This window comes from Paenibacillus sp. FSL H7-0942 (genome assembly GCF_045040715.1).
Lineage (GTDB): Bacteria > Bacillota > Bacilli > Paenibacillales > Paenibacillaceae > Paenibacillus > Paenibacillus amylolyticus.
Map to the genome: position 1 here is coordinate 3,464,126 of NZ_CP150279.1, position 22,117 is coordinate 3,486,242.

Genomic DNA, 22,117 nt, shown 5'->3' on the forward strand with positions numbered 1-22,117 from the left:
TTCGATTTTGAACAACCGAATACTCAAATTTGGTGGTCGTTCCCCAAAAGCTTCTTTCTTCCCGAACATAAAGCAACACTTCGATTCCCGAAGTCCAGTTGAGTATATAAAAAAGGCGTCTATACGTAATTGTTTTATTGGGGCTGTCCTGTGAGTCATGAGCATGACCGGGTACAGCCCTTTGTCAGGGTTATATAGTTCTAACGGATCTAGCACACGCTATTTGCTCCCATTTGCATAGGTTTGAATTCTAACGAATCATAGAGATGTTGTTTCATCGAGTTGGTCCTTTTATATGATGTTTAGGCGGTTTACATTGGAATAAAGTTACTGAGGTTCGTTACATGCTGCATTCCTTAAGAGTCCGCCGCTTAGAGTGCGGTAGGTTCGTTAGCGCTTGAAGCGAAGGGGGAATCCTTTTTGAGGTAGTCCCATCTTTACATTTCATTCCTTGTTCTCAGTGTTCGATTTGAAAATATTGTAAATCTATATAGAGCTATGATAAGATGAGTATAGATCCATTTGAATGAGGTTACCTAAATCAAAATTCGGGAGTGTTATTATATTGAACAACAATAACATTAAAGTTGGTGTCTCTAATAAAGAAGGCCAGTTAGGTTTTGTCTTTTCGAGAGGTGGTCTGCGAGAAGGTTCCGGGAGAAAGAGTATAGGTGTGACTAAAAAAATATCTTTAACTCTAACAGAGGACATGTGGGGGAAAATCGAAAACCATTGCACAGAGTATAAACTTTCTCGTTCGGAGGCTATACGTAACATCATTGAGTCATTCTATACAAAATAATTTTTTTATTCGAGGTAGGTGAGGTCTTTGCTGGTAGAGATAACAAAAAATTCTCTTATGAATGCCATACAATATGTGATAAAGGCAGTAGCAGCAAATAGTTCAATACCTATTCTTCAAGGAATACATATTCAAGCAGGTGCAGATGGCGTTACTTTTACGGCAAGTAATACAAGTATGACGATACAGTCTATGATTGCTCAAGATGGTGTTTCTCTGACTGTAAAAAGAACAGGGGCTATTGTTATACCATCGCGTTATTTTCACGATATTATTCGTAAATTTAATGATGACAAAGTTATACTTGAAATTAAAGAGCCAATGATTCTTTCGATTGTATCCGGTCATTCTCAATTACGTTTATGCGGCATGGACCCTACAGAATTTCCTTCCATTGATGATGGAGAAGCGTTCCCTTCTACTAAACTACCCATTAATACTTCCTTACTTCGTTCGACCATTAAACAGCTAGCAATCGTAGCATCAACGTCCGAGACCAGCCCCATATTAACAGGAGTTTCTTTGGAATGCAGTAATGATTGTCTTAACTTAATTGCTACAGATGGAGTGCGGCTTGCATACCGCGCTTTGCATTTAGAAGATGCTACCCACAACAGTTTGAACGCTGTTATTCCAGCAAAAAATCTCTATGAATTATCGAAAATATTAAACAAAACAGATGACACAACTGAAATTGAAGTGAGTAATAATCGAGTTAAATTCGTGACAACTGGACTGAAAGTGGAGTCTGCTCTTATTGAAGGGACGTTCCCATCCATAAAGAATGTAATCCCTCAATCTTATTTGTGTGAAATCGCAGTTGATACAGCATGTTTGTTGAAAGCAGTTGAATGTGTAACTGTGATGGCTAGTGAACAAGTGATTAGATTAGTAGCTAATACAGACACATTAAAACTATTGTCCAAAACAGCCGATGTTGGAGATATTCAGAATGAAATTCCACTATTAGAGATGTGTGGGGAAGAATTTGTGGTATCACTAAATGGAAAGTTTTTTATCGATATACTTCGCTATATGGATTGCGCTAGCGTCCTATTAAGATACGCCGGGAAAACAAGTCCCATCGTCGTACTTCCAGATGATTCGCTCATGTCAACTCTGTTTTTGATTACTCCAGTGATGACCCGGTGAACCGTATCATAAATAACGGCAAGTTTTTTACTGACTTTTTCGTGCAGAAATTGCAAGGTATTCATTATTTATTTCCCATAAAATTACCTTGAAGGGAGGGAGTACGATGGATTGGTTGGTCAGGATGAATAGTGCCATGGAATATATCGAAACAAATTTAGCGGACACTATTTCATATGATGAAATAGCACATAGAGCCTGTTGCTCTACCTATCATTTTCAAAGAATGTTTCCATTTATTACTGGCGTAACGTTATCGGAATACATTCGACGTCGACGGTTGACATTGGCGGCATTCGAACTGCAGACAACAGGCTCAAAGGTTATTGATGTAGCTATGAAATATGGATATGATTCGCCGGAGGCGTTTGCACGCGCCTTTAAGAATCTTCATGGTATTATGCCTATATCCGCGCGTGATACAGGCGTTTCTCTAAAAGCCTATCCTCGAATGTCCTTTCATATTTCAATAAAAGGGGATGTCGAAATGAATTACCGTATTGAGCAAAGAGATTCTTTTGAGATGTTTGGAGTATATGGAATTATAAATGCAGACCAGAAAACAGCGTTCTCTGAAGTTCCTCTATTCCGTATAAAATGTGATGATGATGGCAGCGTTGATATGATGAACGACTTACTGGGACGTTTTGGTGACACCATGTTACACGCCGCCCTTTATGATCACACTAAAGAATCTTTCAAATACATGATCTGTTATCATGTACCTAAGGGGCTTGAGATTCCGGAGAGATTCACAAAACTTGCTATCCCAACATTAACGTGGGCGGTCTTCCCGGAGCCGCAGTGTGATATGCAAAAACTATGGGAACGAATCTATTCTGAGTGGTTTCCGACATCTGAATACGAACAGGTTGAGGGCCCTACTTTCGAAATGTATTATGGAATGGCACGGCATGGGAATGGTTCAGGAGAAATCTGGATACCAGTGAAGAAAAAATAACCCTCTTATGCGAGCGAATTGCAGGCGTTAACGAAGATGAAAACTGAACAAATTTAGATTAATAAAGGGTCATCCCGACAAAGGATGGTCCTTTAACTTGCCATTACAGACTGCGCGGTGAACCGTATCACAAATGATGGCGAAAAAATCGTTGTTGGTAAAGTGGGAGAGTGCCGGTGAGTGTGTGATTTAAAGAATTAACATAGCCTCTATAGTGGGGAGCCTTTACCTAGATGTAGGGACCTCTGGGAAAGGGATCTAGTTACTAGGTCACGAATATTAAATATGACCCAAAATTTGCTTGAGACACTTTGAGCTAAGGAGGAGGCAATCCATGTTTGATATTGAAAGAATAAAAGAGGTAATTCCTCATAGATATCCATTTCTTTTGGTTGATAAAATCTTGGAAATTGATGAGGGTAAGAAAGCTGTCGGAATTAAAAATGTGACAATCAATGAGCCTCATTTCATTGGTCATTTTCCCGTCCATCCGGTAATGCCTGGAGTCGCGATTGTTGAAGCGCTGGCACAGGTCGGTGGTATCGTTATGTCTAAAAGAGGGAGTAATAATCATGAAATAGGTTTATTGACTGGTATTGATAATTGTCGATTCAAACGGCAAGTAAAACCTGGAGACCAACTTCTACTTACATTCGAGGTAACTCGCATCAAGGGACAGATCGTCAAAGGGAAAGGTTTCGCCACAGTAAACAATGAACTGGTTTGTGAATCTGAAATCATGTTTGCATTCAGTTCAATTTAGGATTCAAGTTCACGGGCACGCCTACATTTTTTATCTTGAGGGAGTTAGTATGGAGATTAAAATTCGAGAAATTATATCAGATATGATTATGCTGAAGTTGTTCTTTTATGGAATGATGTACTTGAAATTCGTAATGTTAATGATGCAAACTTCCGAGTGACTATGGAAGAGATGAATAAGGCCGGGAATTACAAAACATTTGTCGCATTGATAGAAAATAATGTGGTCGGTTTTGTAACTATTGTACAGGCATTATCCGTAGGAGTTCCAATTGGTTATCTACATATTCAAGCTCTTGCTGTTAAAAGGGATCTGCAACATAGAGGATTAGGTACAAAACTACTAAGACAGACTGAAAATTATGCTAAAGAACTGGGAATATCAAGTATTATTTTATGTAGCGGAATGAAGCGAACCAACGCTCATGCTTTCTATGAACATAACGGCTATGACAGAGATTCATATTGTTTTGATAAGATGATCGACCTAACCCATTAATTGCACCAAAAAGACCCAACTCACACTTTAAACTGAAGAGTGGAAGTTGGGCTTTTTCGGTACTGCATTGGATATATCATTTATGTAACATATTCAACCGAAGTCATTGATGGATCATATTTCTGCGGTACTGGTAGGGCGTAACTCCGTATTCCACTTTGAACAACTGGATAAAATATTGATTTTTTCGGTAACCAACCATCTGTGCTATATCGGCTACACGGAGTTTCGAATCTTGCAGCAGTTGAGAAGCCTTCTCCAACCTTTTCTTGGAAATGTAGTTTGACACATTTTCCCCCGTCTCCTGTTTAAACAGTTTGGAAAAGTAGACGGGATGGAGATGTGCAACTTTCCCCAGTTCATCCAGGCTAAGGCCATGTGACAGATGGTCTTCGATATACGTTTGTACTTTGTCAACGATGGTTTGAATGGACATCTGTTTGTTGTTTCTAATCCGACTGACCCGATCCATGAGAGTTGAGGATAGTTCATCAGGATACCGTAACTGGTGAAATATCCACTCCACGGTTTCAGAGGGATCGCGATCCTTATCCGTCAGATATACATATAGAATGGTCTCCATGAGAAATATTATTTTTTGCTTTTGGATATGGATTTGATCATATTTTTTAATGATATTTCCCGCCGACTCCCAATCACCGCATGACGGAGAATGGTTGAATATGCCATTGAAGTCTTCTAAGTATACGTCCTCATTAAGAAAGAACCTGTAGAACATCTGCCGGGTCACGTTTCGGTCGGTCAATGAAAAGGGAGGAGACGCGACTGATTGCTCCAGTTTGATGGTCAGTTCTGCAGCAGCTTCTTCCGGAACAAGACCGAACAGTCCCGTTCCCGCATTCCAAACGAGACGATCCAATTTGTCTCCGACAGCGTGTTTTATAACATCCTCATGTTCCTGTGTAAAACCCTCCAGCTTGAAGCAGCACAAATGGCGTTCACCTAAAAATTCAGTATAAGCATCATATTGCTTCCTTAATGTCTCATTGTGACCAAGCAAGGAAAGCAGGTACTCCAATCCATCGAAGTTCTCCCATGCAACAGATTGAGCGGGCCGTGTCTTTGTAATATTGTTGATGGCTTTGGACATGGCTTTCTCCACATCATCTTTGTCGACAGGTTTGAGCAAGTAGTCGAGCGCACCTAAACGAATTCCTTGTTGCGCGTATTCGAACTCAGAGTAGCCGGAAAGGATGATCACTTTGGTTGGCAAGTTATGTTGATGGATATGTTGAAGCAGATCAATGCCGGAAACCTCAGGCATTCGGATGTCAGTGATCAGAATATCGATGTGGTTTTGAGTCAACATGTCTCGGGCTTCAATCGAATTGGTCATCGTCTCGATCTGATCAATGCCAAAGGTGTTCCAATCGAGCAAGTGTTTCATATATTCAACGACATAATGTCCGTCATCCACAATCAATAATCGCATTAGTTATCTCCTTTCACCTCGGGAATGCTGATGAGCAGCAGGACGGACAAGCCGCCCCAATCATTAGTAGTAAAATGTAACCCGCTACGTTCGCCGTACGTATTTTTCAGACGTTGATTTACATTCCAGAGCCCTACGCCTTTAATTCCTTCAGGCGGGGTATCACTCTCAAGCCGAGCCTCCAGGCTGTGGATATTATCGAGCGAAAGACCTTTTCCGTCATCGGAGACCTTGATCGTTATCGCAGTCTCTGTCTGTTTGACATCAATTGTTACCCGATGCGCACCTTGCTGTCCTTCAATTCCATGTTGAATCGCATTTTCCACCACTGGCTGGATGATCAACGGCATGAGGGGAAGCGAGGCCAGTTCTGGTGGCAGATCAATGCTGTACTCCATTTTTTTGCTGAGAGCCATAATAATCAGGAAATGTTCCGCAAACTGAAGCTCGCTTTCCAGCGTAACTTCATGCCGGTCCAACTTGGTTAAATAACGATAATATTCAGCCAGATGTTTGCTCATGCGCATGACAGAATCAGGTGAAAACTGAGCCACCGACATGATGAAAAACAAACTGTTGTACAAAAAATGAGGATTAATCTGAGCTTGAAGTTGTTGAAGTTCCGCACTTCGTCTTAGTTCCGTTTCGGTTTTCAAAGATACGAATAGATCCTGGATCTCGGTAACCATATGATTAAAACTTCTAAACAAGCTGTAAAACTCTCTATCCGTATTTTCGGTAATACGTGTATTGTGATTGCCTTGTTCGACCTGTGAAAACTTCCTTTCCAACAAACGAATATTACGGTAATAGTTCCGGTAAAACGTAAAGATTACAACCAAACCAAGCGTGAAAACGGCTAAAATGCTGGCAAAAAATACTTTACGGTTACGGTCAATCGGTTGCAGGAAATCATTCGTCTGTGTATATGTAATCAGGTAGGCGTCAATTGATTCAATATATCGGGAAAGAACATAGTAATCGTCCGAATTGGTATGATAATCATATTTTAAAGTGACCTCCGGCTGTGGAGAAAGCATATCAGTAACCGCTTTCAAGAGATCGTTATCAACTTCCTTTTCACTCCATAACTGCTGGGGGTTAAACCAAAAAAAAGCGTTTGAGCTGTCGTTGTTCACAGCCTTTTTCAGCAGATTTTTCAAATATTCGGTATTCAGCTTTACTCCAACTACGTACTGAGTTGGTTCGTTTTGTCCGGATTTTTGGATGTAAGGGTAGAGGGCAAAGTAATACAAGCTATTGCCGACAATTTGCCATCCCCGCTCATGAACATCCTTGAACGGAAGTCTCGCCTCCGGCGTACTGTTGGTGGACAGAAACGTTTCTTCAGACTTCCAGTAAATGCCGATCGATTCAATCGATCGACTGGATAGGAGCGTTTGCCGCAGGCGATCAACGATATCGTTTTTTTTCATTTGGGAATCGTAATTGCTCAGCTCGATAACATGCCTCTGATAAAATCGGACATCACTGTCAGCTGCATATTGAACTCCGTACATGTTAGCCTCGTATATAATCCCGTCCAGAATGCCTTTCACATAATCAAGCTGGTTTTTGGAAGCTCCAATCAGATTTTCTTCAAGTGTCTTGGAGCTTAATCGGTTCATCACGAAAAACAAACTTAACGTCAGCAGCAGAAAAAAAACAAAGAAATAGATGAATCGCTTCATATACATTTTTCTGATCATATGTGTTTCCTTTCATTTCGCTAAACGTAGAAGTTTAAACTCCAGATTGGATTAACTTTAATATAAGCCAAACCTTGTAAAAGCGGAAGGGCAGCATCAACGATAAATGAAAGCGGTTTTAAAATGCTTCAGGGCGGGGTGATGATCTTGAAATTTTGGCATTTTGGAGTGAAAGCGCTTTTGTTAAGCTTATCTTCAAGGATCGCTTTCGAAAAGCCATCATAGAGGAGGTATGCAACATTAACGAGATTGTGCCCGTCAGATCCGCTAAAAAAACAAAAACAAAGCTTTCCCAGCGGACTTCATTCAAAAAGGAAATTAAGAAAAGCTGGCCTTTGTACGTACTTTGTATTCCCGCATTTGTGTTTGTCTGCATCTTTTCTTATGGCCCGATGGTAGGTTTGCTCATGGCATTTCAGGACTACAAACCATGGCTGGGCATCACAGGTTCACGGTGGATCGGGTTAGATAATTTCGAACGAATTTTCCAGTACAAAGAAGCCACACAAGCGATTGTTAATACGTTAATTATCGCCGTTTCTAAAATTATCGTTGGCATTATCGTTCCAATCGTCATGGCTATTCTGCTGAGCGAGATCCGAAATATGGGCATTAAGAAAAGTGTTCAGACACTGGTGTATCTGCCGCATTTCTTGTCCTGGGTTACTGTGGCAGGGTTGATGATCGACATTCTCGGATTAGACGGAGGAATCAATCACATCTTGACACGTATTTTCGGGAACGATCCCATTTACTTCTTGGGTGATCCTGATCTGTTTCGATTCACGGTTGTGATCAGCGATGTGTGGAAGAGCTTTGGCTTTGGCATGATTGTTTATCTGGCGACCATTGCGGGAATTAATCCTTCTTATTACGAAGCGGCCGAGATCGATGGTGCCACACGCCGGCAGCAAATTCGATACGTCACCTTGCCTAGCATGTTGCCTATGATTATCGTCATTTCTACGCTGAGTCTGGGCAATATTCTGGACGCGGGCTTTGATCAGGTCTTCAATCTGTACAATCCGCTTGTCTACAGTACGGGAGATATCATTGACACCTATGTCTACCGTTCATCCTTGTTAAACGGGCAATACGGCTTCGGGACCGCTGTAGGACTGTTCAAATCGGGAATTAGCTTGATCTTGATCGTTGTCTCTTACAGGCTGGCCTATAAGTATGCCAATTACAAAATATTCTAACAAGGAGGGGGAGGGATCATGTACCATAAAACGACAGGTTATAGAGTATTCTCCTATTTTAATTACGCGTTCATGATACTGGCGGGTCTGGCGTGTTTTCTTCCACTGCTTCATCTGTTGGCGCAATCTCTAAGCAGCAAAGCGGCCATTAGCGGTAATATGGTTTCATTTTGGCCGGTGGGGTTCAACGTGGATGCCTATGTAAAAACGTTCAACAATTCTAATTTCAACGGTGCCATGCTGACATCCATCACTCGAACCGTATTGGGTACAACCATCAGCATGTTTATTCTTACCTGTGCAGGATATGCCTTGTCCAAGGAATTCCGGGGACGCAATGTGCTCATGTGGTTTTTTATCTTTACCATGCTCTTCTCGGGGGGATTGATACCTTCTTACATATTGATCACAGCCCTTGGATTAAAGGATACCATATGGGCTCTTGTGTTACCGGGCGCTTTTGGTGCTTATAATTTGATTCTTCTCGTCAATTTTTTCAAAACGATTCCAAAAGCCCTGGAAGAAGCAGCTTTCATTGACGGAGCTTCCTTTTTCGTAATTCTCAGCAAAATATATTTACCATTATCTCTGCCTGGCATAGCGACCGTATCCTTGTTCATTATGGTGGGGCACTGGAACTCCTGGTTTGACGGGATATTGTACATGTCGGATGCAAGTAAGTATCCGCTGGCTTCGTTCTTACAGACCGTTGTCGTGCAGAGCAATATGCAAAATATGGCGATGAGCCAGTCTGAGGTGGCAGCCATGTCTGAACAGAGCATCAAGGCAGCGCAAATTTTTGTCAGTACGCTGCCGATCATTTTGGTCTATCCTTTTTTACAAAGATATTTCGTGAAGGGAATTGTACTAGGAGCCGTCAAAGAATAGTTAGGATGACGAAAAATTGGATCGCTATATATGTTCAACTAAACATTTACACGATAACGTAGAGGACAGAAGAGACCTGAAGAAGCGGAGCGTTCGCCTTTATTCCAGAATTTCACCTTTGTAAAAGTGAATCAAAAATTCTGGGAATAACAGCGATCGGAAGGTTGTTCTGTCATCGGAGTGCCAGTGTAAATAGGCAATTAGTTGAACTTATATAGAAAACAAATTGAGTATGAGTGAAGGGAGCATGTTTCCATGAAGAAAAGAACTGATTTATGGAAAATGGTAAGTATGGTTATGCTGTCGGCTGTTCTTGTGGCTGGCTGTAGCAAAGGGGAGAGTGCTTCCGAGACCGCACCGGCATCGGTGCTTAAAGACGGAAAATATGATCCACCGTTTACGATCACCATCGCCAAACAACAGGATGAAAATGCTGGAAAGTACATCAACGGTGAGACGTTGAATGACAATGTATTGACTCGCTGGGGCGAACAAAATCTGGGTATCAAAATCCAAACCACCCTGCTGGGAGGTGATGCTTCACAATATAATACCAAGCTACGGTTGGCGTTGACAGGTTCCGAGAAGTTGCCCGACGTTCTGCCCGTCTATGACACCATGCTGGTCAATGATCTGATCGATTCGGGGCAAGTCAAAGAGATAACGGAAGACATCTCAGCCTACATGCCTGACCGGATAAAAGAAATATACAAACAATACCCAACCACCTTCAATCCAGTGGTTAGGGAGGGCAAGGTCTACGGGATGGCGATTGCGCCGAATCTGACGGAAGGCGAAGTCATGTTGATCCGCCAGGACTGGTTAGACAGGTTAAATTTGAAAGCGCCAACAACGATTGATGAGTTTGAACAAGTCATCGCGGCGTTCACTAATGAGGACCCAGATGGGAACGGCAAGAAAGACACATACGGCTTTACTTTTTCAGGGAAAGATTCCTACAACACGGGCTGGGTCAGCGATCCAGTCATGATATTCAGCGCATACACGGGCAAACATCTTCCAAGGCAATGGCATAACGACAATGGCAAACTAACCTATGGATCTGTGGCTCCTGGCAACAAAGAGGCACTTGCCAAGTTACGCGATTGGTATGCACAAGGGTACTTGAACAAAGAATTGGCCACCCAAGGGGCCTGGGATGCTCTGTCCGATTTTACGGAGGGGAAAGCTGGTATCATCATTGGTCGTCCTTGGCTGTACGACAGTGTGAAGGACGTAGAGAAAAATGTGGATGGTGCAAAAATTAGTGCTTATCCGACCATTCAAGGTGTGAACGGTGATAAGACCTACCAATCCGCCCAGTTGAACGATGGTGTGTTCATGTTTAACAAGGATTTTCAGAACATGGAAGCCTTCTTCCTGTACTACGATAAAATGTACGACGCAGCGTTCAGCACGGGAGAGTTCAAATACGGCTACGCTCAAGGATACGATTACGATATCGTTAACGACGAAGTCACTTTTGATCCAACGAAATTTAATACGCCATTAGAGGCTGTGCAGGGCGTTGGGAAAATGGCATTTACCAAAAATACGCCGAGTGTTGATGGTCCCGGCCAATCCTACTACGATCTGGCGAATGGAGTTAAAGCCGACACGGGTGTCCTCATTCAGAGCGCCTCGAAGGATCAAACGACGCAGGACGGATACCGGATTTCGTATGAAAACAGAGATGTTTTACTGCCAAATGAGTTTAACGGTCCACCAACGCCAACGATGCAAAATGTGTGGGAACAGTTGACCACTATGGAACAGGAGACGTTCACCAAAATCATATATGGCAATGAGCCGCTTGAAGCATTTGATACCTTTGTGAAACAGTGGCATGAAAAAGGCGGAGACACCGTGATCGAAGAAGTTAACGAATGGTACAACCAAGCCAGTGAGACGGATGTAATGACACTGATGAATTTGAAATAAAGTCTAGTTTCACCTGAACCAGCCTTCCGGCAACAGGAAGGTTGGTCTTCTAAAAAAGGAGATGATGAGACATGATCAAAGGTAAATCGTGGATGGCTATCGTCATTGCATTGATGTTGTTAATAGTTCATTTAACGTCCTCAGCTCAAACCGTTCACGCTGCTGGTGAAGAGACCCATATTGCTGCAACACTGTTTGTGCTGAAGAATGAATCCGAAGTATCCAATGCCAAAATTCATTGGGCACCTGTCCAGGGAGCGACTGCATACGAGTTATACAGATCAGAGAACAATGCGCCTTATACGTTATTACAGACCTTAACAGGTACAACGACGGATGATTATGAACTCAATATAGGCAACACATACAAGTATCAAGTGAAGGCATATGGCGGAACTTCCTTGTTAACCTCCGCTGTCTCACCAGAATATACCCCTTACAGCCTTCCAGAGAACCTCACAACTTTTGATAACACAACGCAATCAACGCTTATGCTCCCCAATGAGCTTAAAGTTGGAGACACCTACTACAGATTTAACTTTGTGCAAAAGTCATCAGGCGGTTTTGGCGAAATGATTCAACAGACGTCAACGGATGACATCTCCTACGGTAACGACAAAGTGGTCCTGTCCTACACGGATCATCCCGATCTGGCGGATTCTAAATTTGAGGGGATCAATATCTTCTATCATGCACCCACGAACAAATTTGTTTTTTGGGCTCACTATGAAAACAGTACAGACTACACACTTGCGAGGGTATCGGTGGCTTCGGCCACGCCTGGAGAAGACTTTACCTTTCACAAAAGCTTTCGGCCGGAAGGGAACCAATCCCGGGATATCTCCATTTTCAAAGATGATGATGATTCGGCGTATCTGATCTCTACGGCCAATAATAATTCGGACACCATCTTATATAAGTTAACCCCCGATTGGTTGGATGTGGATCATCAAGTTTCAGTTATTTATCAAAGTCAACACAGGGAACTGCCCAAGATGATCAAAAAAGATGGCATTTATTATTTGTTCTCTTCCCAAGCGGCAGGTTGGTACCCGAGCATACCCTTGTATTCATCAGCAACAAGCATTGACGGAGATTGGTCTGAATTACGGACGATTGGTAACACGTCAACCTTCTCGGCGCAGTCGGGTTCCGTCATGCGGGTGAAGCCAGATACGGGTAACAACGTGGTTATGGTTGCGTATCGCTGGATGTTCGGCTGGGCAGGCACGCAAAATGGAACAACGGAGGAACGTTTGCTTCCCGTTTGGTTCTCTGATGGTTACGCATTTTATGATTATTTTGATCAAGTCCTGTACAACACAAGCGATGATGTTGTCGTTCCCGTTCAGAATGGAAAACTGCTGTCGCAAGGTAAACCTGCAACAGCCCAAACGGCTACTGGAACAAACCCGGCAAGTTATGCTAATGATGGTAACTATCAAACCGAATGGGTAGGCACAGGCAGTTCTTGGCCACATTGGTGGAAGGTCGATCTCGGCTCTGTTCAACAGTTGAATAATGTGCAAATCTCCTGGTGGATGCAAAAAGGCTCCGAAGGTTATTACAAATACAAAATCGAGACCAGTACGGATAATGTAAACTGGACCGTGGCATTGGATCGAACCAATAATACATCTTACGGTTTCACATCAGATACGCTATCGAGCACTGCTGCCAGGTATGTACGAATTAATATGCAAAATGCGGCACTTCATAACAACCCCAACAATTGGTACACGCCAAGACTATGGGAAGTGAAGGTATTTGGATCGGACACCAATTAACGATGTTCCTATAAGAAGAGAGGTAACGGTGTGAATAATCAATTAACTAATGGTGGCATCTGGAATGATTCAAGCGGTAATCCGATCCATGCCCATGGTGGACATATGTTATTCCATGACGACTATTATTACTGGTATGGCGAAGATCGGAGAGACGATATATATGTGAGTTGTTACCGTTCCAAAGATCTATTCAACTGGGAGTTTCGAAACCATATCTTGACCACCTCTACACCAGCTGCACCCATTCGAGTTCGGACAAATCTGGCATTAGTGAACGATAAAGGTGGAAAAGTAAATCTCGAACGGCCTAAAGTGCTTTTCAACGCGGTGACCAAAAAGTTTGTACTCTGGGCTCACTATGAGAATGGTAACAATTACAACGATGCCGCATGCGCCATTGCCACATCGGATTCTCCGGATAGTCATTTCGTGTATCATGGCAGCTTTAATCCGTACGGGTATATGTCGCGTGACTGCACGCTCTTTCAGGATGATGACGGGACAGCGTATTTTATTTCAGCTGCCAGAGACAATGCGGACCTGCACATCTATCGCCTGCAGGGAGATTACCTTAATGTTGAAAGTCTTGTCGGAAAGCTGTGGCAGGGGGAATATCGGGAGGCGCCAGCCGTCTTCAAACGGAAAGGGAAGTATTATATGGTGACCTCATTTTGCACGGGTTGGGCTCCAAATCAAGGGAAATACGCGATGGCTAATACGATGGATGGACCATGGGGGATGCTAAGCGATTTTGGCGATGAAACGACGTACCAAACGCAACCAGCATTTGTACTTAAGCGATCAGAAGAGGAGTACCTATACTTTTCGGATCGCTGGAACGGATCGGATTATTTTCAGTCCAGCTATGTGGTACTGCCCATTGAATTCAATGGGCACATTCTGATTCTAAATGATTATTCCACATTATCTTTGCGAGAGGACGCACATCTGATTCATTTTGAACGATAATTTGAACGATAAAACGACTGATGAGAAAAGACTTTGTTCCTACAGCGAATGCAGGTTCAAAGTCTTTTTGAATGAAATTTATAATTTCAAATCCAACGAATAACGATCGCGAAGTACTGATAAATGGTGGAGCTCATGTCCAGCCATAACAAATGCAATCGATCGAGCTGAAGCAGTGTTATCACTGACGATCCCTCTACAGAGCCATGCTTCCGGGGTGAGGCGACGAAGCATAAGAATGGTTGAGCGGCGTGTGACGGCATATTCTTCGCTCAAATCGGCCAGGGTATACGCTTTAAAAGGGTGGGTCTGCATAAGCACGTCCTGATCGTAGCCGGGATGATTCGCTTGGTCACCTCTGGCGATGCGAAGCAATCGGCTACTCATGATGCGTTCGTTATCCAAAAGGTGACCGATGACCTCTTTCACGCTCCATTTGCCTTCGGCGTACCGATAATTTGCTTGCTCCTCTGTCAATGAAGTGAGCAAAGTTGGTACGATGTTGGCTTGCAGCTCTAAGCGTTCGATGATGTTCCCTTCAGGAACAAGCTGGATGTACCCTTCATAATAAGCTGCATATTCCTCTGTAGTTGGTCTTTCAACCATGGTAATGCCTCCTTTGGGATTCGTAGATCTGGAATATATTGTAGCATAAATCTTACTTCCAGCATTAAAATTGGCCCTTCCGCTTGATGTGTGGAAGGGCTTCTTCATGTGATTTGATTTGAACAGTTTATAGCGTTTGGGTGTACCACTTCTAATCCGTACGTCGTATCCTTTTATTTTGAACAAATCTCTCTAAAACCTCAAAATCCTCCGTCACTTTTTTGAACGGCAACGTGTCCAACACCTGTTCCCGGTAACTCTTTTTAGCCGTTGTGCTGAGACGGGAGTCAAGTATGCTGAGTATGCCAAGGTCCGTTTCACTGCGGATCAAGCGTCCAGTTCCTTGCCGTAATCGAAGAAGCATGTCCGGTACAAACACCTCCATGAACGGATTCTCTGTTACAGATGCCTTATATTCATAAACAGGATCCGATGGAACAGGGAAGGGCAGCCGGAAAATAATGACCTGTGACAGGTCAGACCCCTCGATATTCACACCTTCCCAGAATACACCAGTACCCAGGAGGACACCTTTGCTTTTCCTGAAATCAGCGATGACACTGTCCTGGGAAGATCCTTCTTTTTGAACATGGACTGCCCATGTGTATTCATTAGCCTTTGAGATCAACTTTTTGTGAATGTACTTCATGTCCTCTTTTGCTGAAAAAAGGACGATTGTTCTTCCCTGAGTTAGATTACAGAGTTGAACCACTTCGTTGTACGCTGCTTCAAGATAGTTTTCGCCCTGATCGTGGTGGTAATAGGGAACTTTGTTCGAAATATACATCATGGCATGGTTGGTGTAGTCAAAAGGGGAGGGTTGGCGCTCTAAGAAACCTCCCTTATAACCAAGGGAGTGCGTCATATAAGAATATTGTTCCTCCAGTGTATCCCCGCCTTGGCACAGCGTTGCTGATGTTAGGATTACAGGTACCTTACCATTAAATAAAGCGTATTTCAGAAATTGGCTTATATCTTTGGGACAGATGCTGATTGTGGTTACTCTAAGGGGACTGCTTGCCCATAAAAGATAGTTGTCCTCTATTTCAGATAAGACACTAATAAGGGTAATTAGCCCGTTGATGGCTTCAAAAGCGTCATCGATCTCCCGCTCGTGGCGTGAGGTCAAAATGGAAAGGCGCAGACTGAGATCTTTTAAATTGTTTAAGACTTGGTTTAACGGTATTCCTTTGATCTCCGACACTTTGATTCGGTCGTTATCCTGCTTGGCATGGTGGAGCAGATCCGCGTTTACCTGTTTGAAGATGCGCTCAGCGCAGTTTTTGATGAACTTGGATTGTGAGAAGAGACTTTTATCCCCGGACTGCTTCGTTAGAAGCTGCACCGTGGTATCCAGAATGCGGCAAATTCCCCGATAAGTGAACTCAAGTGTTCTGGCATCCCGAACTTTTGCTTCCAGATTATGCGCTTCATCAATGACGATCAGAGCAGGCTGTTCTGAGATGATGCTCTTGGTTCCTTCTTTTTTCTTCATCAGATCCCGTATGAGCAAGTCCTGGTTCACGATAATAAAATCAATCTCGTGAGCTTTTGCATTTAATTTCGCTCTCATATCGTAAAACAAACATGCAGTTTTGTGATGACAACGTTCAAATTTGCAATCATTCACGGAAACGTGGGACCATTCGGCATCACTAACTCCAGCTTTAATATCGGCTCTTTCATCAATTTCATAATCTAATATGCGCTGTGCGAGGGTAGATACGGAGGAGTTTGCATCATCAAGATTGATCCATTCCGCTGCTCTACTTCGGCAGGCATACTGCCCCATGCCTTTTCCCACCACGGAGCGAACCGTTGAGAATCCCAACCGGCTACCAATAATCCTTAAATCTTTATGTATCTGTTCCGAGAGCTGAATGGAGGATGTCGCTATAATGACTGGTTTCTGAGACATTTGATTCGTGAGCAGACTTGGGATCAGGTACGCAAAAGACTTACCGATTCCGACACCAGCTTCAATCATGGCATTATGCCCATGGATATAAGCATCGGCGATATCGAGAGACATTTCTTGCTGTCCAATTCGCTCTCTAAGGCCAATTCGGGGGAACCGGTCATATATTCGGAAGATGGCGTTAACCAAAGAACGTTCGATTTCCTTGTCCGGTTCCTGTTTATTAATTTTGTACAGTTCATTTAACCAATTCATAACGATCGCCTCTCTTCCGAATGATGATCTTCTTGTACTTACTTTGGAGACGATTTACCTCACAATGTAGTTGTAACGGCATTTTTTAATCTGGATACGCCTTCCTGTAATTGTTCATCTGACAAATGTGCAAAAGACAAATAGATACCATACTTCGTACCAACAGACGTTGAACTGCTGACTTCTGAGTATACCACACCTTGTGACCGAGCTGATTCCCTAAAGGCCTCATAAGTGGTCACATTACCTCGCCACCAACCAAACACGTGTAGACCCGCTTCATTCTCCACCCAATCAAACCATGTAGAGAGCTGCTTGTTCAAAAGTTTGAGTAACAGATGGAATTTCCGACTGTATAATCGATTCATTCTGCGCAGATGACGTTCATATTGACCACTTGTCATGAATGCGGCTAATGCCCGTTGTTCGATCAGGTTGACGGGTCTTGGCTCGTATAATGCTTGTGCCTTTCTAAAGGTGTCAGCCAAGGTAGGGGGAAGAACCACATAACCAAGTCGTACTTCTAAAGGCAAGGTTTTGGTAAAGCTACCCAGGTAGATTACACGTCCTGCTTTATCGAGTGTTTTCAGTGGTTCAACATGCATTCCGCGATATCGGAATTCACTATCATAATCATCCTCAACAATCATGGCATCATTTCGCTGTGCCCAGTCCAGCAAGGTTTGTCTGCGTTCCAGACTGAGCATTTCACCAGTAGGAAATTGTCGTGACGGCGTGACAAACAACATACGTGCTTCCCAGTCCTGGGGCACAACGCCCTGACCATCGAGATTAGCTTCAATCAACTTTGCACCCGCAGCCAATATGGCTTTAGAAATCCCGACATAACAAGGACTCTCTGTCACTACATAATCCCCAGGATCTGCAAGTAATTGAGTGAGTAGAGCTATAGCTTGCATGGAGCCTGCAGTTACTGCAATATGATCCGGATCGACTTGAATGCCCCGCATCCTCCGCAGATAGGCAGCAATAGCTTCTCTCAATTTTGGATCCCCGGTTGAACTAACCATGGCAGAGGTTGTTTTCAGGTGATGCTCACGGTGTCTTATCTCTGCATACAATCGATTATTCCATTCATCGTAAGGAAACTTGGAGAAATCAGGTTGATATTTGCTGAAGTCGATCACTTCGTCGCTATTCATTCTGGAATCATGTGTATGAGCATTGGCTGGTGTATTTCTTTGAATCGACTGCTGTTCAAACTGCTGAATACGATTCCCCCAGGCGGATAAGTGATGCGTACAAGCTTTCTCGGTGGACGCATTATTGTTCAAATCCAACTGGTAAGCAACAAAGGTTCCTCTTCCATGCTCTGAATGAATGTAACCTTGTGCAGTCAACGTATCATAGACCTGATTCACGGTTCCTCTGGAAATGTGATACGTCGCGGCTAACTCTCGAGTAGAGGGTAACTTCTCGCCATGTATAAGATTACCTTCATGAATTGCATCACGAATGGCATGATAGAGAGCCTTCATCTTCGTATATTTTCGGTTCAAATATGAACTGTAAGCTACATGAAATTGCATAGGACCTCCAGATTTATAAATGAAGTGGTACAATAAAAACCAAAAATATTGGATCTTTTTATATGACCATTCTCATTCTATACTAAATGATAGATTAGAGCGATGCCTTTATTGAAAATCACCCAAAAGTTAATTAGGAGGACTACAATCATGCAAACAGGTACAGATCGTGTAAAAAGAGGAATGGCTGAAATGCAAAAAGGTGGCGTCATCATGGACGTTATGAATGCAGAGCAAGCTAAAATTGCTGAGGCGGCAGGGGCAACAGCTGTTATGGCTCTTGAACGGGTACCTTCCGATATTCGCGCTGCTGGCGGTGTAGCTCGTATGGCAGATCCAACCATCGTTGAAGAGGTTATGAAGGTTGTATCTATCCCAGTTATGGCCAAAGCACGTATCGGTCATTACATAGAAGCCAAAGTGCTTGAATCCCTAGGTGTGGACTATCTCGATGAAAGTGAAGTTCTTACGCCTGCAGACGAAGTGTTCCATATCGATAAACATGAGTTTACTGTACCATTTGTATGTGGAGCCAAAGATTTGGGAGAAGCTCTTCGCCGTATTGGTGAGGGTGCATCGATGATTCGTACAAAAGGTGAGCCTGGAACGGGCAACATTGTTGAGGCAGTTCGTCATATGCGTCTAATTAACAGCCAGCTCCGCAAAGTGCAAAACATGTCCAAAGACGAGCTGTACGCTGAAGCCAAAAATCTGGGTGTAGCTTATGAGTTGCTGCGCGAAGTTCATGAAAATGGAAAACTTCCTGTCGTTAACTTTGCAGCAGGCGGTGTAGCTACTCCGGCGGACGCAGCATTAATGATGCACCTGGGAGCAGACGGTGTGTTTGTAGGATCAGGTATTTTCAAATCCGATAGCCCTGAGAAATTCGCTCGTGCAATCGTTGAAGCTACAACACATTACACGGATTACAAACTGATTGCCGAAGTATCCAAAAACTTGGGCGCCCCGATGAAAGGGATTGAAATTTCTAAATTGGCTCCAGAAGAGCGCATGTCCAACCGCGGTTGGTAAGATAACAGTGCATTTAGTTGAATAGGTAGTTTGAACATTTATATAGAAGAGCCGATCAATTGAACCTTAATTGATCGGCTTTTTTGTTCTTACTGTTTAGCTTGTTGATATCTTCAAAATGCTGTGGCTATAATAATCGGTATGAAGGAAGGTGCAGACAATTCGCTATCTATATGAGTTTATTCAACATCAGGACGATCTGCCTATGAAACTCTTCGTGAACTCGGTAAAACATATTGATTTTCATTGGCACAAGGAAGTGGAAGTTGTATATGTTCTCCACGGTTCAATCATCATGTATCTGGACCAGCAGCAATATACACTGCATGAAGATGATGTGATCGTGGTTAACAGTATGTCCGTCCACAAGATCGAACGAACCAATCAGGACAATGTGTTATTAACATTGCAGTTCGGTCCCGAGTTAATGAACAATAATGCGTTTATCTCCTGTAACTCTGCTATGAACGTGGAACAAAACGCTCCTCGCCTGCAAATTATTAAACAATATCTTGCGCAAATGGTATGGGAGATCAACAAAAAAACGCCAGGTTATCAAAATTTCACAATGGGCAGATTACAGATGTTATGCGGATGCCTGCAGAGGTATTTTTCCATTGGAACGAATTCCGCATTGGAAGACGGTAGCAGGGATTATGACTATAAAAGACTGAACAGGGTCCTCACATATATTGATTTACACTACAATGAAAAGATTACACTGCAGGATATGGCGCATTCCGAACATTTAAGTTTGCATTATTTTTCTCACTTCTTCACCGACAAAATCGGGATACCTTTCCAAAAGTATTTGACGCTCATTCGTTTGGAGAAGGCTCAAGCTCAGCTGGCAGCCAACGATAAAAACATCTCGGAGATCGCGCTGGATTGCGGATTTGCCAATGTGAAGCTGTTTAACAAATACTTCAAGGAAAAGTACGGCTGTACGCCCGGTTCCTATCGGGAAGCTTCTCGTACACCGGAACTCCATCAGATGAATGTAAACCGCAAACCCAAAACATATGAGGAATCTTCAAGCGGAGATTATTACGAGATGGAAACGCTGAATGCGATTGGTTTACTGTATCGATATCTGGATGTTAAGGTTGACGCCGATCAGGACACGCTTCCTGTACCGTCTGTACATCTGTCAGACCAAACTTATATTGAGATTCGTGCGGATCAGACGTCGTCTGTCTACGAAAAGCACTGGAATATGACCATGACGGCAGGGAGAGCCATTGAAGGTTTACGTGAAGATTGGCGGAAGCAGCTCTCCGCGCTGAAAGGAAAAATCCCTTTTCAATATATTCGATTTCACGGCATCTTTAATGACGAGATGATGGTGTACAGCGAGAATGAGCAGGGCACTCCCCTCTATAATTGGTCTTATGTGGACAAATTATATGATTTCTTGCTGGATCAGGGCGTTCGGCCATTTGTGGAATTAAGCTTTATGCCGAGCCAGCTGGCGAGATCCAAAGAAACGCTGTTTTGGTGGAGAGGGAATATTAGCCCGCCATCCGACCCTGCCAAGTGGCAGACGCTTGTTGGTGAATTTGTTCGCCATTGTTTGAATCGTTATGGTGCGGAAGAAGTGAGGCAGTGGTATTTCGAAGTATGGAACGAGCCTGACCTGGCGGGTGTTTGTTGGGCAGGAAGCAAGGAAGAATACTTTGCGTTTTACGAATCGACCGTTCATGCCATCAAATCGATTTTGCCGGAACTGAAGGTGGGGGGGCCAGCTATGGGTTACGGTTCTCTCTGGAACGATACCTGGGCTGAGGAATTTTTGTCCTATTGCCGCAAGCGTGAAGTGGCTCTCGACTTTTATTCGTTTCACATCTATTCGGAGTATCCCAAGCTAAAAGTTGAAGACGATCGTTTAACCCGGATCATGCCGCCTGCTTTCTATAAAGAGAGTATTGCGCTTATGCGGCAAAAAATGAATACGTCATCGTACGGTCATGTTGAACTTCATGTCACTGAGTGGAACTTTTCGCTGTATGACCGGAACTTACTGCACGATACCATGTTCATGGCTCCGTTTGTCATTTACCACACCATGAACACACTCGGTGACGTGAAAGCGATGGCTTTCTGGTCCTTTACCGATGTATTCGAAGAAAGTATCGTTCCCGCTTCTCCTTTCTACGGAGGTTTTGGCCTGATTAACCGCGATGGGCTGAAGAAACCCAGCTATTATGCATTTGAGCTTATGCAAAAGCTTGGGGATGAGCTGATGGTCAAGGGAGACGGTTATGTTGGAACCCGAAAAAGGGATGGAAGCATGCAATTTTTGTTCTATCACTATGTTCATGTAGATCAGCTGTTTGCAAGTGGAGATTGGTCGGAATTATCCAGCTCAACCCGCTATGACGTATTTGAGGAAAAAGGTAGCAAAGCTTATGAACTTACCCTGAGCAATCTCGAGGGTCCTTATAAATGCACCAGTTATCAACTGGATCGGGAGCATGGATCGGTATTTGATGAGTGGACCCGTGATGGGGACAGAGATGGTAAGAGATGAAAGTTGGCGCAGAGAGATTTTGCTTCCACCGCATGGGGTAATGCTGCTCATTTTGGATAGACAATATTAAAAAAAAGTGCATTTAAGACATCCTTTCA

Annotated in this window: 16 protein-coding genes; 11 read left to right on the top strand and 5 right to left on the bottom strand. The window is 43.3% G+C overall.

The features are described from left to right. Positions 1 to 820 precede the first annotated feature (820 nt). The 4 genes from dnaN to MHI48_RS15495 all read left to right on the top strand — a co-directional run bounded on the left by dnaN (position 821) and on the right by MHI48_RS15495 (position 4,176). Positions 821 to 1,954: a DNA polymerase III subunit beta gene (gene dnaN, locus MHI48_RS15480; RefSeq protein WP_268745228.1), complete on the top strand. Its 1,134-nt coding sequence runs from the start codon at positions 821 to 823 to the stop codon at positions 1,952 to 1,954. 106 nt (positions 1,955 to 2,060) lie between these two features. Next, positions 2,061 to 2,915, top strand: coding sequence for an AraC family transcriptional regulator (locus MHI48_RS15485; RefSeq protein WP_036671261.1), 855 nt, complete (start codon positions 2,061 to 2,063; stop codon positions 2,913 to 2,915). 334 nt (positions 2,916 to 3,249) lie between these two features. Continuing rightward, positions 3,250 to 3,678, top strand: a complete 429-nt coding sequence (fabZ, locus tag MHI48_RS15490) for a 3-hydroxyacyl-ACP dehydratase FabZ (RefSeq protein WP_036671263.1) — start codon at positions 3,250 to 3,252, stop codon at positions 3,676 to 3,678. Positions 3,679 to 3,840: 162 nt separating this feature from the next. After that, positions 3,841 to 4,176 carry a GNAT family N-acetyltransferase gene (locus MHI48_RS15495; RefSeq protein WP_405144665.1) on the top strand — a complete coding sequence of 112 codons (336 nt, stop codon included), beginning with the start codon at positions 3,841 to 3,843 and terminating at the stop codon, positions 4,174 to 4,176. A gap of 103 nt (positions 4,177 to 4,279) precedes the next feature. Here the strand turns inward: MHI48_RS15495 and MHI48_RS15500 are convergent, their stop codons facing one another. Both MHI48_RS15500 and MHI48_RS15505 read right to left on the bottom strand, forming a co-directional pair. Beyond that, positions 4,280 to 5,629 (bottom strand): response regulator, encoded by a 1,350-nt coding sequence (locus MHI48_RS15500; RefSeq protein ID WP_036671267.1) that lies wholly within the window; start codon positions 5,627 to 5,629, stop codon positions 4,280 to 4,282. Continuing rightward, the gene (locus tag MHI48_RS15505; protein ID WP_036671270.1) at positions 5,629 to 7,338 is read right to left on the bottom strand and encodes a sensor histidine kinase; all 1,710 of its coding nucleotides are present in this window, start codon (positions 7,336 to 7,338) and stop codon (positions 5,629 to 5,631) included. The genes MHI48_RS15500 and MHI48_RS15505 overlap by 1 nt, the downstream gene beginning before the upstream one ends. A 317-nt stretch (positions 7,339 to 7,655) precedes the next feature. Here MHI48_RS15505 and MHI48_RS15510 point away from each other — a divergent pair, with 317 nt between their 5' ends. The 5 genes from MHI48_RS15510 to MHI48_RS15530 all read left to right on the top strand — a co-directional run bounded on the left by MHI48_RS15510 (position 7,656) and on the right by MHI48_RS15530 (position 14,128). After that, complete coding sequence (locus MHI48_RS15510) at positions 7,656 to 8,540, top strand: sugar ABC transporter permease (protein ID WP_036616097.1); 885 nt, start codon at positions 7,656 to 7,658, stop codon at positions 8,538 to 8,540. A gap of 18 nt (positions 8,541 to 8,558) precedes the next feature. Beyond that, positions 8,559 to 9,428, top strand: a complete 870-nt coding sequence (locus MHI48_RS15515) for a carbohydrate ABC transporter permease (RefSeq protein ID WP_017688372.1) — start codon at positions 8,559 to 8,561, stop codon at positions 9,426 to 9,428. 255 nt (positions 9,429 to 9,683) lie between these two features. Further along, complete coding sequence (locus MHI48_RS15520) at positions 9,684 to 11,369, top strand: hypothetical protein (RefSeq protein ID WP_036671271.1); 1,686 nt, start codon at positions 9,684 to 9,686, stop codon at positions 11,367 to 11,369. A gap of 71 nt (positions 11,370 to 11,440) precedes the next feature. Beyond that, on the top strand, positions 11,441 to 13,156 hold the full coding sequence (locus MHI48_RS15525) for a discoidin domain-containing protein (protein ID WP_051449762.1): 1,716 nt from the start codon (positions 11,441 to 11,443) through the stop codon (positions 13,154 to 13,156). Between the two features lie 30 nt (positions 13,157 to 13,186). Further along, a complete protein-coding gene (locus MHI48_RS15530; protein WP_076327555.1) occupies positions 13,187 to 14,128 on the top strand; it encodes a family 43 glycosylhydrolase in 942 nt (313 codons plus the stop codon). A gap of 78 nt (positions 14,129 to 14,206) precedes the next feature. Here MHI48_RS15530 and MHI48_RS15535 read toward each other — a convergent pair whose 3' ends face one another. The 3 genes from MHI48_RS15535 to MHI48_RS15545 all read right to left on the bottom strand — a co-directional run bounded on the left by MHI48_RS15535 (position 14,207) and on the right by MHI48_RS15545 (position 18,457). Then, entirely contained in the window at positions 14,207 to 14,734 is a 528-nt protein-coding gene (locus tag MHI48_RS15535) for a DinB family protein (RefSeq protein ID WP_036671272.1), read from the bottom strand. A gap of 151 nt (positions 14,735 to 14,885) precedes the next feature. Beyond that, positions 14,886 to 16,907 carry an ATP-dependent DNA helicase gene (locus tag MHI48_RS15540; RefSeq protein ID WP_036671273.1) on the bottom strand — a complete coding sequence of 674 codons (2,022 nt, stop codon included), beginning with the start codon at positions 16,905 to 16,907 and terminating at the stop codon, positions 14,886 to 14,888. A 59-nt stretch (positions 16,908 to 16,966) separates the two neighbouring features. Further along, positions 16,967 to 18,457 carry a PLP-dependent aminotransferase family protein gene (locus tag MHI48_RS15545; RefSeq protein ID WP_036671275.1) on the bottom strand — a complete coding sequence of 497 codons (1,491 nt, stop codon included), beginning with the start codon at positions 18,455 to 18,457 and terminating at the stop codon, positions 16,967 to 16,969. Positions 18,458 to 18,604: 147 nt separating this feature from the next. Between MHI48_RS15545 and pdxS the strand changes: the two genes are divergently transcribed. Further along, positions 18,605 to 19,489 (top strand): pyridoxal 5'-phosphate synthase lyase subunit PdxS, encoded by an 885-nt coding sequence (gene pdxS, locus MHI48_RS15550; protein WP_200869424.1) that lies wholly within the window; start codon positions 18,605 to 18,607, stop codon positions 19,487 to 19,489. Positions 19,490 to 19,640: 151 nt separating this feature from the next. Continuing rightward, positions 19,641 to 22,019, top strand: coding sequence for a GH39 family glycosyl hydrolase (locus tag MHI48_RS15555; RefSeq protein ID WP_405144565.1), 2,379 nt, complete (start codon positions 19,641 to 19,643; stop codon positions 22,017 to 22,019). The last annotated feature ends 98 nt before the right edge of the window (positions 22,020 to 22,117 follow it).